The following is a 14,493-nucleotide window of genomic DNA, read 5'->3' as shown; positions in this document are numbered from 1 at the left end:
GCCCGCCTCGGGGGCCGCCGCGTCGTCCGGTGACGCCCCGCGGGCGCGAAGGACGCGCTGCGGGTGCCGGGAAACGTCCGTTTCAGTACCGTTGAAACCTCTCTCGCCGTACCCGGCCACGGCGCATGCCTCGGCCAAAGGCGGAGGAGAGAGTGAGACGGCGCGGCTAAGCTGGGCTTGACTATTTCGACACGGGGGTCAGGTGCCAAACGACCGGAGTCTTGACGACCGCCGTCGGGAAGCCCTCGCCGCGGTGGCGCCGGGCACACCCCTCCGCGACGGCCTGGAGCGGATCCTGCGCGGGCAGACCGGCGGCCTGATCGTGCTCGGCCACAACAAGACCGTCGAGCGGCTCTGCAGCGGCGGCTTCGAGCTCGACGTGGACTTCTCCGCCACCCGGCTGCGCGAGCTCGCGAAGATGGACGGCGCGATCGTGGTCAGCGGCGACGACAAGATCGTGCGCGCCGCCGTCCATCTCGTCCCCGACCCCACCATCCCGACCGACGAGTCCGGCACCCGCCACCGCACCGCCCAGCGCGTGGCCAAGGAGACCGGCCTGCCGATCATCGCGATCAGCAAGTCCATGCGGATCATCGCCCTCTACCTCGACGGCATCCGCTACGTGCTGGAGGAGTCGGCCGCCATCATGTCCAAGGCCAACCAGGCCCTGGCCACCCTTGAGCGCTACAAGCACCGCCTCGACGAGGTGTCCGGCACGCTCTCCGCGCTGGAGATCGAGGATCTGGTGACCGTGCGCGACGTGGCGGCGGTGGCGCAGCGGCTGGAGATGGTGCGGCGCATCTCCGACGAGATCAAGGGGTACGTGGTCGAGCTCGGCACCGACGGTCGGCTCCTGTCCCTGCAGCTCGACGAGCTGGTCTCCGGCGTCGACTCGGAGCGGGAGCTGGTGGTGCGCGACTACCTCCCGGCCCCGTCGGGCCGCCGCCGGCGTCGCCTGTCCGACGCCCTGCGCGATCTCGACGCGCTGTCCGGCAACGAGCTGCTCGACCTGGCGGTGGTGGCCGGTCTGCTCGGCCACGACGACGGCGAGAAGCTCGACAGCCCGGTCAGCCCGCGCGGTTTCCGCCTGCTGGCCAAGGTGCCCCGCCTGCCCGCCACGGTGGTCGACCGCCTGGTCGACCACTTCGGCAGCCTGCAGAAGCTCCTGGCGGCCAGCATCGACGACCTCCAGGCGGTGGGCGGCGTCGGCGAGTCCCGCGCCCGCAGCGTCAGGGAGGGGCTCTCCCGCCTCGCCGAGTCCTCGATCCTCGAACGCTACGTCTGAGCGCCGTGGGCCGCGCGGTGACCGGCCGCATCCGTGCCACCGGCGGGCAGGCCCGGTTCAGCGCAGGTGGAAGACCCCTCTGGGGCTCCTGTGCTCGCCCAGCCGCGCCACCACCACGTACGTGCCGGGAAGGGCGGCGGGCGGATCGGCGCGGCAGTCGCCGCTGGAGCGGCGGCGGTTCCAGTCGAGGGAGCGGACGTAGGGCACGCCGCGCTTCAGCTCGCGCGTGTCCGTCCCGGGGCCGCTGACGCAGTCGGCGGTGGACCAGATACGGTCGTCACCCGAGGTGATGCGGATCTCCAGCGCCCGCGGTCCGACGTCGGTCCTGCACATCACGGGCCCGGTGTTGACCACGGTGACGATGAAGTGCGGGCGCGTGCCTTTCGGGTAGATCTCCTGTTTGCCCTGGAGGTGGAGCACCAGGTCGTTCTCCTTGCAGGGCTCGCCCGCGCGCCGGGGGCGTGGGCTCCTGCTCGGGCTGGGCGAGGGTGACGGGCTCGCCGTCCCCGTGGTCAGCGTACGCAGCCCCGCGAGCAGGGGGTCCGTGACCGGCGCCGGACTGGGTGAGGGCTTGGCGTCCGAGCGTTCTTCCGGGCCGCTGGAGCCGGAGCAGGCCCACGCCACCACCGCCACCACGACGAGCACCGCGATGAGCAGGCTCATGCGCCGCCGCCAGTAGACGTCGCCCCCGAGTCCCGGCTCTCCACGCATGGTTTCCGGATCCATGTGGCCAGGATGGGTAACGGGAGGATGACGTGCCGTGACGACACGCCGGACCTTGCCATCTCGTCATACGCTGGGCCGCGTGATCGAGCCGAACCTCCTACACCTTCCCGTTCTGGAGTGGTACGAAAACAACGCCCGGGACCTCCCCTGGCGCGCTCCCGATCGGACACCCTGGGGAGTGCTCGTCAGCGAGATCATGCTCCAGCAGACGCCGGTGGCCCGGGTCCTTCCCGTCTGGCACGAGTGGATGACGCGCTGGCCCACCCCGAAGGCGCTGGCCGCGGAGCCCTCCGGTGAGGCGGTGCGGGCCTGGGGGCGGCTCGGCTACCCGCGCCGGGCGCTGCGCCTGCACGCCTGCGCCACGGCCATCACCGAGCGGCACGACGGCGAGGTCCCCTCCGACCACGCGACCCTGCTGGCCCTGCCGGGGATCGGCGAGTACACCGCCGCCGCGGTCGCGAGCTTCGCGTACGGGGGCCGGCACGCGATCCTGGACACCAACGTGCGTCGGGTCTTCGCACGGGCGGTACGGGCCGAGGAGTATCCTCCGACGGCCACCTCCGCCGCCGAACGCCGCCTGGCGGAGGCGCTCCTGCCCGAGCTGGGCGCCGCCCTCTGGGGGGTGGCGGTGATGGAGCTGGGCGCGCTCGTCTGCACCGCCCGCGCCCCCCGCTGCGAGAGCTGCCCGATCGCGGGGGTCTGCGCCTGGCGGCTGGCGGGCAAGCCCGCGCACGCGGGTCCCGCCCGTAAGGGGCAGACGTACGCGGGCACCGACCGCCAGTGCCGGGGCCGGCTGCTCGCGGTCCTGCGCGCGGCGCACGGGCCGGTGCCGAAGGCGGCGCTGGACGTGGTCTGGGACGACGCCGTGCAGCGCGAGCGGGCCCTGGACGGGCTCGTCGCCGACGGCCTGGCAGAAGTCCTGGAGGACGGCACGTACAGCCTTCCTGCTTGACCTCAGGCCCTCCCTCGCCCGGGCGGCCCGGTCGTTCACCGGGCCCAGGGCAGCGGCATGCGGCGGGTGCCCTCGGGGACGAGGTCGCAGGCGTCCGGGGTGTCGAGCCCGTCCGGGTTGTAGACGTTCACGCCCGCAGGGGCCGCCACGATCGCGGCGAACCCGTGCCGTTCGTCGGCGACGAGCTGTCGCAGCACGTCGGCGGGCAGCACCATGGTGTCGCCGGCCGCGACCTCGACCCATTCGCCGCCGAGCTGGACGGTGCAGCGGCCCGCCAGCCAGGTCCACACCGACTCGGTGTCGAAGGCGTGCACCGGGCCGGCCGTGCCGGGCCTGGCGTCCACGCGCCACACGGCCTGGCGTGACTCCCCCTGGGTGGGTGAGGCGAGGGTGGTCATGGTTCCGTTGGGCGTCTCGATCCTGCGTGCCCCCGCGTCGCGGATGACGGTCATGGCAGGTGCTCCCCTAAGATAGACAACGTCATTGTCTAGATAGTGAACCAGGTTGTCTATCGTGTCAAGCACACCTCCGGGATTCGAACTCCCGCTCCGCCTCTTCCTGGCCTTCCGGGTGCTCATCGACGAGCTCCATGCCGAGCTGGGCCGTCAGGGGCATCCGGACATCCGGCCCATGCACGGCTTCGTCATGCAGGCCATAGGGCCCGACGGCACGACGGCGGTGGACCTGGGCCGTACGCTCGGCGTCACCAAGCAGGCCGCGGGCAAGACCATCGAGACACTGGAACGCCTCGGCTACGTCGAACGCACCCGCGACCCCGCCGACACCCGCCGCAAGATCGTCCGGCTGACCCCGTACGGCAGGGATGCGCTCGCCCGCTCGGCCGCGATCTTCGACGACCTGCGCGCCCGCTGGGCCGCCGAACTGGGCGAGGACCGGCTTCGGGCCCTGGAGGCCGACCTCCGCAAGATGACCCCGGCCGACCTGTGGCGCCTCGACATCCCGGGCTGGTTCGGCGCCACGTGAGGCGCCGCACCAGCCCCCGGATCAGGCGGCTTCGGCGGCGCGTGAGGCGCCGGACCAGCCCCCGGATCAGGCGGCGAGCTGGAGGCCCAGGCTGGTGAGGCTGGTGCGGGCCCAGTCGAGCTCCTCGGCCAGCAGGGAGACCAGGGCGCCGGGGCCCTTGGCCCGGCCGGGGACCGCCAGGTTGTGGGTCTCGACCTCGATGTGGGCGCTGCCGCTCACCGCGCCCGAGAGCATCGCCGTGAGGGTGTCGTGCAGGACGCTGCCGGTGTTGGGCGCGCCGCCGGTGTGGTGGTGGACGTGGCCGAGCTTGACCACGGGCGCACCGGTCATGGCCAGGCCGCGCAGCGCCTCCCCGGCCTCCTCCGCGCCACGGGCCAGGTGACAGGCGTCGAGACAGACGCCCAGGTGGTCGGAGTCGATGCCGCTCACCCGCTCCAGCGCCTGCTCCGTGGTCTCCAGCACACAGCCGGGCCACGGCTCGAAGCCGACCCTGACGGTCTTGCCGGTGACGCTGTGGAGGCCGCGCAGCTCGCGGGCGAGCCGCTCCAGCCGGCGGGTGGCGATGGCCTGCAGGTCGGAGGGCCAGTCGCGGCGCCAGCCGATCGGGATGGTGGAGATGCTGCCGGACTGGACGTCGTCGGGCAGCAGGAACGCCAGGATCCTGGCCAGTGCCATCGTGTAGCGGTAGCGCTCGGGCTTGGCCCAGTCGGGGCCGGGCGCCTCCTGGTTGCGGCCGCCGGTGCCGTTGAGGCTGACGACCTCCAGGCCGCGCTCCTCAAGAGAACGGCGCAGGCGGACCAGCTCGATGCGGTCGGCGGTGAGATGGTCGGCGACGGCCGGCGAGAGCCACAGGCCGACGCCCATCCGCTCGACGCCGAGGCGCTTGCGCACCGGCACGGCGTAGCGGGTGAGGTGGGCGATGAGGTTCTCCAGGTCCTCCGCGGGGTGCACGCCTGCGTTGTAGGCGAGGTGAACGAGCGTTCCGTCATCGTGACGCAGGCGCATCGACTTCCTCCACGACTTTCACTGGTTCCCTCGCCCGCTGGTGCGCTCCAAGCATGTCGGCTCGTGAGCGGCGCGCGCGTCAGCCCTGGGTTGATTTCCGGCTACTCCCCAGGGAGCAGTCCCGACCGTACGGGTGTGATCTTGCGGATCACTTGGACAGGACTGGGCGAAGCTCTACGCAGTGTAGTACTACTACTCGTGGCGAACCAGTCGTGGCGTCAACGATTCGGCAACGTTTCCAGAGCACGAAGAACCCCCGCGTGCCGGAGCACGCGGGGGTTCTTCGGAACCGTCAGTTCTGGATCGAACCGGCGATGGCGGCCGCGGAGTCGGGCACCTGGGTGGCGTTCTCCCCGGCGAAGACGAACGTGGCGTCGTCGCCCTCGCCCTGGATGGTCACCTTGACGACCTGCCCCGGACGGAGCTCGCCGTAGAGGATCTTCTCCGACAGCGAGTCCTCCAGCTCGCGCTGGATCGTACGGCGCAGCGGCCGGGCGCCCATGACCGGGTCGTAACCGCGGTCGGCGAGCAGCTGCTTGGCGTCGGGCGAGACCTCGAGCCCCATGTCGCGGTCCTTCAGCCTGTCGGCCACCTGCGCGAGCATCAGATCCACGATCTTGATGATCTCGTTCGGCGTCAGCTGGTGGAAGACCACGATGTCGTCGACGCGGTTGAGGAACTCGGGCCGGAAGTGCTGCTTGAGCTCCTCCTGGACCTTGGCCTTCATCCGCTCGTAGTTGGACTCGGTGTCGTTGGACTTCGCGAACCCGACCCCGATGCCCTTGGAGATGTCCCGGGTGCCGAGGTTGGTGGTCATGATGATGACCGTGTTCTTGAAGTCGACCACCCGGCCCTGGGCGTCGGTCAGGCGACCGTCCTCCAGGATCTGCAGCAGCGAGTTGAAGATGTCGGGGTGGGCCTTCTCGATCTCGTCGAACAGGACCACGGAGAACGGCTTGCGCCGCACCTTCTCGGTGAGCTGACCGCCCTCCTCGTAGCCGACGTAGCCGGGAGGCGAGCCGAACAGCCGGGAGACGGTGTGCTTCTCCATGAACTCCGACATGTCCAGGCTGATCAGAGCGTCCTCGTCGCCGAAGAGGAACTCCGCCAGAGCCTTGGACAGCTCGGTCTTACCGACACCGGAGGGACCCGCGAAGATGAACGAGCCGCCGGGACGCCGCGGGTCCTTCAGACCGGCGCGGGTGCGCCGGATGGACCGCGACAGGCCCTTGATGGCGTCGTCCTGGCCGATGATCCGCTTGTGGAGCTCGTCCTCCATGCGGAGCAGGCGCTGCGACTCCTCCTCGGTCAGCTTGAAGACCGGGATGCCGGTGGCGGTGGCCAGGACCTCGGCGATGAGCTCCTCGGTCACCTCGGCCACGACGTCCATGTCGCCGGCCTTCCACTCCTTCTCCCGCCGCTCGCGCTTGAGCTGGAGCTGCTTTTCCTGGTCGCGGAGGGCAGCCGCCTTCTCGAAGTCCTGCGCGTCGATCGCGGACTCCTTGTCACGGCGGACGTTGGCGATCTTCTCGTCGTACTCGCGCAGGTCCGGCGGCGCGGTCATGCGGCGGATGCGCATCCGCGAGCCGGCCTCGTCGATGAGGTCGATCGCCTTGTCGGGCAGGTAGCGGTCGCTGATGTAGCGGTCGGCCAGCTGCGCGGCGGCGACCAGCGCGCCGTCGGTGATGGACACGCGGTGGTGCGCCTCGTAGCGGTCGCGCAGGCCCTTGAGGATCTCGATCGTGTGGCTGAGCGAGGGCTCGGCCACCTGGATCGGCTGGAAGCGGCGCTCCAGCGCGGCGTCCTTCTCGAGGTACTTGCGGTACTCGTCGAGAGTGGTGGCGCCGATGGTCTGCAGCTCGCCGCGGGCCAGCATGGGCTTGAGGATGCTGGCGGCGTCGATCGCGCCCTCGGCGGCGCCCGCACCCACGAGCGTGTGGAGCTCGTCGATGAACAGGATGATGTCGCCGCGGGTGCGGATCTCCTTGAGCACCTTCTTGAGGCGCTCCTCGAAGTCGCCGCGGTAGCGGGAGCCGGCGACCAGGGCGCCGAGGTCAAGCGTGTAGAGCTGCTTGTCCTTCAGCGTCTCGGGCACCTCGCCCCTGACGATCTTCTGCGACAGGCCCTCGACGACGGCGGTCTTGCCGACGCCGGGCTCGCCGATGAGAACGGGGTTGTTCTTGGTCCTCCGGGAGAGGACCTGCATGACCCGCTCGATCTCCTTCTCGCGGCCGATGACCGGATCCAGCTTGCCCTCGCGGGCGGCCTGGGTCAGGTTGCGGCCGAACTGGTCGAGCACCAGGGAGGTGGACGGGGCCGACTCCTGGGGGCCGCCCGCGGCGGCCGGCTCCTTGCCCTGGTAACCGTGGAGCAGCTGGATCACCTGCTGCCGGACCCGGTTGAGATCAGCTCCAAGCTTGACCAGCACCTGGGCGGCCACACCCTCACCCTCGCGGATGAGCCCGAGCAGGATGTGCTCGGTGCCGATGTAGTTGTGACCCAGCTGCAAAGCCTCACGGAGCGACAGCTCGAGGACCTTCTTGGCCCGCGGGGTGAAGGGAATGTGCCCCGACGGAGCCGACTGGCCCTGGCCGATGATCTCCTCGACCTGCTGACGCACGCCCTCAAGGCTGATGCCGAGGCTCTCCAGAGCCTTGGCGGCCACGCCCTCACCTTCGTGGATCAAACCAAGAAGAATGTGCTCAGTGCCGATGTAGTTGTGGTTGAGCATCCTGGCCTCTTCTTGGGCCAGGACGACAACACGCCTTGCTCGGTCGGTGAACCTCTCGAACATCTCGTCGCTCCTCACAGAGCGGTCAGTCAGGCCGGTAAGTCCGGTCCCGTCATCCCGCATGCTAGCCCTGGCTCGGCGAACCGTGCCCTCTGCCGCTGACACGCTCTATAGCACAGAGCGTTCCCCGAGAGCAGGGCGTTCACCCTCCATCCAACTATGGTTCGGGGGTGACGTGTTCCCGATACGCCGCAAGCGAACGATGTTTGGGACGCTTGGGTCTACGCCTCTGATTCGCCGCCGGCGACGGTGACAGATGACACGGAAAGGGCGAACGGGGGCGCCCGGCGGGCCGGCCCTTGGGGCGGGTCGTCGCCCGTCGTCACGCCCATGCGTCCTGGACGCCGCTTCCACGTCTCTTGCTCCTGCCATGGTATGCGGCGATGCAAACGAGGGCCAAGCGGATGTGGAACGCATCACTCAGGGCGAAACCCCGTCTGGTCAGCGGCGTTACCAGAGTGGCGGGATCGCCATGCCGGGCCGGCGGGACTGCCGGTGAAGCGCGGGCGGATGGAAGCCGGACACAGAGATGGGACCCCAGATCGCCCGAAAGCGCTGGAGTCCCGTCATCCCCGACAAAACCGCCAAAAGCACGCGCTCGACGGTTCGACGCGAAGACCCAAATGCCCATTTCTCAGGCGAATCCAAGATCGCCGGATCGACGTCCAGGATCGGGATTCGCCCTCGACGATCATGCGCTTATGGCGGCCGCCGGGGTCCTTAGGCGAACGGCATAAGCGCATGGTCAGCCGCGGCTCGCTTTAGTGGGCCGCTTCGTACTTCTCGACGACAGTGGAGGCGATCCGGCCTCGCTCGCTGACGGGCAGGCCGTGAGCCTTGGCCCACTGCCTGATCTCGGCGCTCTTCTCACGGCTCATCGCCCGCTGGCCGCCCCGGCCCCGACGGCGCGTGGGGACGGCTCCCGCCCTGCGGGAGCGCTGCACGAAAGGCTGGAGAGCGTCCCTCAGCTTCTTGGCGTTAACGTCGCTGAGGTCAATCTCATAGGAAGAGCCGTCAATAGCGAAGCTGACCGTCTCATTGGCCTCGCCCCCATCGAGGTCATCGATGAGAATCTCCTGGATCTGCTTGGCCATCTACGCAATCCTTTCCGGAGCATTGTTTCATTCGCTCGCCCAAACATATACCCGGAAAGACGTTAAGACAATTCAGCTCAGCTATGATTCTGCTGAGTCACCGATCAGTGGCTGTTCTCGGCCTGATCCTGCCGGTTTGGCCGCCGCCCCGGACCCTCGGCGCGCACCAACTTGACCACCCCAAAGATGAAGGCTCCCCCCACCACGACCGGCGGGATGAGCGCGGACAATACCTCTCCCAGAACTTGCATTCGTCCTCGCCTCCACAGCGGACGGGGTTTCCTGGCGCTTAATACACGCGCGGTGCGGCGGCGCGGCTTGACCGCACCGGTGTCGCCGATGCCCGGCAACCTTCGCACCTCATACCATAGCGGCACACAGATGCCCATAGCGTGTCAGGGGCATCAACATCCGGCAACCCGAACGCCCCATAGCCTAATGGCAGTCTCTCCAGGCGTCTTACCGGATCTCCACCAAGTTTCCTGAAAAGCGGCTCCCGGTCTTGCCCCGCTCAGGAATGATCTTTAACCACGATGGTCCCGGCCAGCCTGTCATGCGGCCCGCGCTGCAGCGGCTTGTCCATCAGGATCAGCAGGCCGACCGCGAACACGAACATTCCGGCCAGCAGATTGAGCACCGGAATGCCCATCACGATGGCCGGCGCCGGATAGCCGAGCACCCGTTTCCACGCCTCCCGGGACGCCAGCGGGGCCGGCTCCACCCGAATGCGCATGATCGCCTTGCCGAACGTGCGCCCGCCCCGGAAAAGGGTGACCCAGTCGTAGACCGTATAACCCAGCCCCGCCAACACCCACGCGAACACGCCGGGCAATCGGCCCCCGAACACCTCCAGCACCCCGACAGTCCGGAAGATCCCCCATAGCGCGATGAACAGAATGTAATAGAACACCCCGAACACGAGCGCTTCAATGAGCCGGGCGACGAGGCGTTCCCACCATTCCGCGGGCACCGGATCCACCCGCGGCGGTGTCTCGGCCATAACCTCACCTCGCCCCATCGGTGTCTCCCGACGTTCCCATTCTGGTACGGAGCACACACGAAAACAGGGGCCGGTGGATCACCGGCCCCTGTTTTCCGGACTGCGCAGTTACTTGATCTTCACCACGACCGTGCCGGCGAACTTGTCCGCGAACGTCTGCTGCAGCGGCTTGTCCCACAGATGCGAGATGGCGTTGACCAGCACTGCGATCGAGCCGAGCCAGCCGACGAACGGGACGCCGGCGACGAGGTAGCCGCCCCACGTTGCGCCCGCCCGCTTCAGCGCCGTGCCGCTCGCCAGGCCGCCGGGCGGCAGGGCCTGACCGACGGGCACGATCTTGATCCCCATGACCAGCTTGCCGAGCGTCTGCCCGTTGGCCTTGGTCATGAAGAACTCGTAGGCGATGTAGAGGCCGCCGACGAAGACCCAGAGCAACAGGTTGGCGAGGAACGTGGTGAAGAGGCCGCCCGAGACGCCCGTCACCGAGTTGTACGAGACGAACAGCAGGCTGAAGAGAATGAAGTACAACACACCGTAGACCACGCCGAAGATGACGAAGTCGACGAGTCTGGCCACGAGCCGCTGCCACCACTCCGCCAGCGGCGCCGGGGCGCCCGGAGGCTGGAGGCCGACAGGCTGGCCGTACGCCTGCCCGTAGCCGGGCTGACCGTAGCCCTGCTGCGCGTACTGCGGCTGCTGCCCGTAACCGGGCTGACCGTAGCCGGGCTGGCCGTAGCCGGGCTGGCCTGGCTGTCCGTACTGGGGCTGCTGACCGTACTGCGGCTGCCCGTACTGCTGCTGGCCGTAGCCCGGCTGCGACTGCGGCTGCTGCCCGTACTGGGCCTGGCCGTAGTCGGGCTGGGACTGCGGCTGCTGCCCGTACTGCGGCGGCCCGAAGTCGGGCTGGGACGCGCCCTGCTGGCCGTAGCCCTGGCCGTAACCCTGCTGGCCCGAGGCGGGCTGCTGGCCGTACTGCTGCTGGCCGTAGCCCGGCTGCGACTGCGGCTGCTGACCGTACTGGGCCTGACCGTAGTCGGGCTGGGACTGCGGCTGCTGCCCGTACTGGGCCTGACCGTAGTCAGGCTGGGACGCGCCCTGCTGGCCGTAACCCTGCTGGCCCGAGGCGGGCTGCTGGCCGTACCCCTGCTGGCCGTAGTCGGGCTGCTGCCCGTACTGCGGCTGCTGGCCGTAGCCGGGCTGGGAGGCGCCCTGCTGGCCGTAGCCCTGCTGACCCGGCTGCCCGTACTGCGGCTGCTGGCCGTGCTGCTGCTGGCCGTAGCCCTGCTGGCCGTACTGGCCCTGGCCGTAGGGGTCGTCGGCCCGATAGCCCACGACCGTCGCGTCGGGATCCTCCCCTTGAGGGCGTCCCGGGTTATGCCCGTATCCAGGATGATTCTCTCCGGATTCATCCTGCGGATACGGCGGCTGTCCGGTGCTCACCGTGTCACCTCGCTTCGCGTGCGCATGTGGCACATGTCAGGGCACATGCCTGTCCTGGACAACGTATCGACATGGGTATCAACAATCACCTTTTCTGTCAGTCAAGATCCGCATCACCCGAGGTCAGATGAAGCAACATCCTGGTGTTGCCCAGGGTGTTCGGCTTGACGTGTTCCAGGTCCAGGAACTCGGCCACGCCCTCGTCGTACGAGGCCAGGAGTTCCGCGTAGACCTCGGGCGAGACGGGGGTGCCCTGGATCTCCCGGAAACCGTGTCTCGCGAAGAAGTCGACCTCGAATGTGAGGCAGAATACGCGGCGCAACCCGAGTTCTTTGGCCGTGTCGATGAGGGCCGTGACGATCCTGTGCCCGATCGCCAGTCCGCGCGCCTCCGGATGCACCGCGACGGTGCGGATCTCCGCGAGGTCCTCCCAGAGCACGTGCAGCGCCCCGCAGCCCACGACCTTGCCGCCGCGCTCGGCCACCCAGAACTCCTGGACGTCCTCGTACAGGGTGACGGCGGCCTTCTCCAGCAGCCTGGGGCCGGCTCCCGCATAGGTGTCCACCAGGAGTTTGATGGCCCTGACGTCGGGCGTTCTGGCACGCCGGACGAGGACCTCCGTCTCGGGAAGGGGACGTTCGGCGAGCTGCTCCATGGCTCTCCAGCGTACCGATTGCGATTACGGTTCACCCCAAACCCAGGACTTCCGCCCTACTTGTGAGCTCGCATGGCTGAACGAGCGCTCCTGGCCGTTGCAGGTTCCCTCCAGATTCACTTCTGCACCAAGTGCGGGGAAAGAGGACAGAAAGTCTTTGCCTTCAGGGGGTTCCCGAGATCATCCTGTGACCCGTCAGTTGTGAAACCTCTACAGACTCGGCAGTTCCGGTTGAGCAGGAACCCGGGGTGCATTAGTGTCCAGCGTCGATGTCCCCGCGCACGCGGCGCGGGGACGCGCCCAATCCCCGCAAGGGGAACCGGGGATCCGCCGGCGGCGATCAGGCAGCGCCGCCAGGGGTGAATCCGGGCACCTCGCTCGGTAGGGCTGCTCCGGCCCGAACCCGTCAGCTAACCCGGTCGGCGCCCACGGAAGGAGCTTTGATCGGTGAAGCGCACGCGCGACCGCAGGGGGAGCGCGGAGGGCGGGCACGCCCTCCCTCCGGAACGGACCGGCAACGGCCTCAGGCTGACCGTCGCGGTCGCCGTCCTCTCCGCCCTGGTGCTCGCCGTCCCCGCCGGTCCCGCCACCGCCGACCCCAATCCCTCGCTCAAGGAGCTCTCCGAGCAGGTCGAGAAGATGCACCTGGAGATCGAGACGCTCACCGAGCAGTACAACGGACAGCGCGAGAAGCTCAAGACCGCCAAGAAGGCCGTCGAGAACGCCGAGAAGAGGCTCGCCGCCAGCGAGGCCGACCTGGCCGCCAAGAGGACGAAGATGACGCTGATGGTCGAGGCCGAGTACATGTCGGGCGGCCTCAACCGGACGCTCGCCTTCGCCGGCGGCGGCGACCCCGACACCTACCTCGACCGCGCGGCCACCACCTACGCGCTGCGCCGGCAGCAGAGCGAGGAGGTGCTGAAGCTCACCAAGGCGATGGACGCCGCCGAACGCGCCAGGGCAGGCGCCAAGAAGCGCATCGACGAGGTGGACCGGATCGTCGAGGACCTCGGCGCCAAGCGCGACCGCATCTCCGCCCTCGTCACCAAGGTCGAGAGCCGGCTCTTCCAGCGCGCGCTCGGCGAGGCCGGCCGCCCCGGCACCCGGGCCGTCAAGGTCAACCTGCCCATCCCCGGCGACGGCAAGGCCGCCCAGGCCGCCCGGTGGGCCCTCACCCAGCAGCTCAAGCCGTACATCTGGGGCGCCGAAGGCCCCAACGGCTACGACTGCTCCGGCCTCGTCATGGCCGCCTACCAGCGCGTCGGGATCTCGCTGCCGCACTACACCGGCGACCAGTGGACCGCCGGCAGGCACATCTCGCGGGAGGAGCTGCGCCCCGGCGACCTGGTCTTCTTCTACAGCGACCTGCACCACGTGGGCATCTATCTCGGCGGCGGCATGATGGTGCACGCCCCGCGGACCGGTGACGTCGTCCGCATCGCCTCGATAGCGCGGCGCCCCTACGCCGGCGCGGTGCGCATCGCCGACTGATCACCAGGATCAGCCGGCACGCTCGATCGACCGGCGCTGGAAAGGCGGCGCGCTAGATCAGCTGGCGGCGCGCCGCCCAGGCCACGGCCTCGATCGCCGTGGCCACCCCGATCCGGTCGCAGATGCCCCTCAATCTTCGGCGCACCGTGCGGCCGCTGCAGTCGAGGCGGCGCCCCACGCGATCCACGGTGACGCCTCTGGCAAGCTCCGCCAGCAACGCCAGGTCTGCATGGCTCAGTTCGACATCTTCACTGAGCACATCCATCGGGGCCCTCCCCCCCAACAGCACTACTCGGTGACCTCCTGGCCCGAGCAATGGGCTGCTCGTCCCGGACTACGTAAACGCATCCTGGAAAGACCGTCAAGCGCGAGATCCGCTTCACTTGACCCTGGCCATTGACATGATCCGGCCTAGATGAAGTACTCGCCATATGTCGGCACATCCACCAGCGCGATGATCGATCACAACGCCTCTGACAGCGCGTCGCCGCCCGCGCTGACTCCCAGCGATCTACTGGGTTTCGATCCGTACGACGACGCATTTCTGCGCGACCCCTATTCCAGCTACCGGAAGCTGCGCAGGCCGTTCCACCGGACCCGCGGCGGGCTGGTAATCGCGACCTCCCACGAGCTCTGCTCGGCCATCCTGCGCGACCCCCGGTTCGGCCACGGCCCCACCCCGCCGTCCGGCCCCGACGAGCCGGTCCGCTCGTTCCTCATGATGGACCCGCCGGACCACACCCGGATGCGCGGGCTCGTCAGCAGGGCCTTCACGCCCGGGATGGTGCGGCGGCTGCGCCCGCGCATCGAGACGATCACCGCCGAGCTGGTCGCCGCGCTGCCCGACGAGGCCGACCTCGTCCGTGACTTCGCCTACCCGCTGCCCGTCATGGTGATCAGCGAGATGCTGGGGGTGCCGCCCGAGGACCACGAGCGGTTCCGCGGCTGGAGCGAGACCGTCGCGCGCAGCCTCGACCCGATCGTCACCGACGAGCTGGCCGAGCGCAACCAGCGGGATCGGCGTGAGTTCCACGCCTACTTCAGGGAGCTCATCGCGCTGCGCCGGCGGG

General features: G+C 69.0%; 13 protein-coding genes, 1 pseudogene and 1 riboswitch. Of the genes and pseudogenes, 5 read left to right on the top strand and 9 right to left on the bottom strand.

What is annotated here, in order from left to right; genetic code table 11:
• Window positions 1–202 precede the first annotated feature (202 nt).
• Window positions 203–1,285, top strand: coding sequence for a DNA integrity scanning diadenylate cyclase DisA (gene disA / locus OUY22_RS10150; RefSeq protein WP_270154583.1), 1,083 nt, complete (start codon window positions 203–205; stop codon window positions 1,283–1,285).
• Window positions 1,286–1,342: 57 nt separating this feature from the next.
• On the opposite strand, the gene OUY22_RS10145 is transcribed toward disA, so the two are convergent.
• Window positions 1,343–2,011, bottom strand: coding sequence for a hypothetical protein (locus OUY22_RS10145; protein ID WP_270154582.1), 669 nt, complete (start codon window positions 2,009–2,011; stop codon window positions 1,343–1,345).
• A 196-nt stretch (window positions 2,012–2,207) separates the two neighbouring features.
• Here OUY22_RS10145 and OUY22_RS10140 point away from each other — a divergent pair, with 196 nt between their 5' ends.
• The gene (locus OUY22_RS10140) at window positions 2,208–2,963 is read left to right on the top strand and encodes an HhH-GPD family protein (RefSeq protein WP_270154622.1); all 756 of its coding nucleotides are present in this window, start codon (window positions 2,208–2,210) and stop codon (window positions 2,961–2,963) included.
• A gap of 35 nt (window positions 2,964–2,998) precedes the next feature.
• Here OUY22_RS10140 and OUY22_RS10135 read toward each other — a convergent pair whose 3' ends face one another.
• Window positions 2,999–3,415 (bottom strand): cupin domain-containing protein, encoded by a 417-nt coding sequence (locus OUY22_RS10135; RefSeq protein ID WP_270154581.1) that lies wholly within the window; start codon window positions 3,413–3,415, stop codon window positions 2,999–3,001.
• A 61-nt stretch (window positions 3,416–3,476) separates the two neighbouring features.
• Between OUY22_RS10135 and OUY22_RS10130 the strand changes: the two genes are divergently transcribed.
• On the top strand, window positions 3,477–3,947 hold the full coding sequence (locus tag OUY22_RS10130) for a MarR family winged helix-turn-helix transcriptional regulator (protein WP_270154580.1): 471 nt from the start codon (window positions 3,477–3,479) through the stop codon (window positions 3,945–3,947).
• Window positions 3,948–4,013: 66 nt separating this feature from the next.
• Here OUY22_RS10130 and OUY22_RS10125 read toward each other — a convergent pair whose 3' ends face one another.
• The 6 genes from OUY22_RS10125 to OUY22_RS10100 all read right to left on the bottom strand — a co-directional run bounded on the left by OUY22_RS10125 (window position 4,014) and on the right by OUY22_RS10100 (window position 11,932).
• Window positions 4,014–4,898, bottom strand: a complete 885-nt coding sequence (locus OUY22_RS10125) for a TIM barrel protein (RefSeq protein ID WP_270154579.1) — start codon at window positions 4,896–4,898, stop codon at window positions 4,014–4,016.
• Between the two features lie 346 nt (window positions 4,899–5,244).
• Complete coding sequence (locus OUY22_RS10120; protein ID WP_270154578.1) at window positions 5,245–7,746, bottom strand: ATP-dependent Clp protease ATP-binding subunit; 2,502 nt, start codon at window positions 7,744–7,746, stop codon at window positions 5,245–5,247.
• 758 nt (window positions 7,747–8,504) lie between these two features.
• The gene (locus OUY22_RS10115) at window positions 8,505–8,837 is read right to left on the bottom strand and encodes a histone-like nucleoid-structuring protein Lsr2 (RefSeq protein ID WP_270154577.1); all 333 of its coding nucleotides are present in this window, start codon (window positions 8,835–8,837) and stop codon (window positions 8,505–8,507) included.
• A gap of 511 nt (window positions 8,838–9,348) precedes the next feature.
• The gene (locus tag OUY22_RS10110) at window positions 9,349–9,837 is read right to left on the bottom strand and encodes an RDD family protein (RefSeq protein WP_270154576.1); all 489 of its coding nucleotides are present in this window, start codon (window positions 9,835–9,837) and stop codon (window positions 9,349–9,351) included.
• 108 nt (window positions 9,838–9,945) lie between these two features.
• Window positions 9,946–11,169, bottom strand: coding sequence for an RDD family protein (locus tag OUY22_RS10105; RefSeq protein ID WP_270154575.1), 1,224 nt, complete (start codon window positions 11,167–11,169; stop codon window positions 9,946–9,948).
• Between the two features lie 205 nt (window positions 11,170–11,374).
• A complete protein-coding gene (locus OUY22_RS10100) occupies window positions 11,375–11,932 on the bottom strand; it encodes an amino-acid N-acetyltransferase (protein ID WP_270154574.1) in 558 nt (185 codons plus the stop codon).
• 287 nt (window positions 11,933–12,219) lie between these two features.
• Window positions 12,220–12,372, top strand: a riboswitch (cyclic di-AMP (ydaO/yuaA leader).
• A gap of 7 nt (window positions 12,373–12,379) precedes the next feature.
• Between OUY22_RS10100 and OUY22_RS10095 the strand changes: the two genes are divergently transcribed.
• Window positions 12,380–13,423 (top strand): C40 family peptidase, encoded by a 1,044-nt coding sequence (locus tag OUY22_RS10095; RefSeq protein WP_270154573.1) that lies wholly within the window; start codon window positions 12,380–12,382, stop codon window positions 13,421–13,423.
• 52 nt (window positions 13,424–13,475) lie between these two features.
• On the opposite strand, the gene OUY22_RS10090 is transcribed toward OUY22_RS10095, so the two are convergent.
• Window positions 13,476–13,688: a helix-turn-helix domain-containing protein gene (locus OUY22_RS10090; RefSeq protein ID WP_270154572.1), complete on the bottom strand. Its 213-nt coding sequence runs from the start codon at window positions 13,686–13,688 to the stop codon at window positions 13,476–13,478.
• A 189-nt stretch (window positions 13,689–13,877) separates the two neighbouring features.
• Here OUY22_RS10090 and OUY22_RS10085 point away from each other — a divergent pair.
• Window positions 13,878–14,493 (top strand): annotated as a pseudogene (locus OUY22_RS10085) (hypothetical protein); the annotation flags it as partial.

Origin of the sequence: Nonomuraea corallina (assembly GCF_027620315.1) — a bacterium.
GTDB lineage: Bacteria > Actinomycetota > Actinomycetes > Streptosporangiales > Streptosporangiaceae > Nonomuraea > Nonomuraea corallina.
This window is presented reverse-complemented; position numbering and strand designations above follow the sequence as displayed.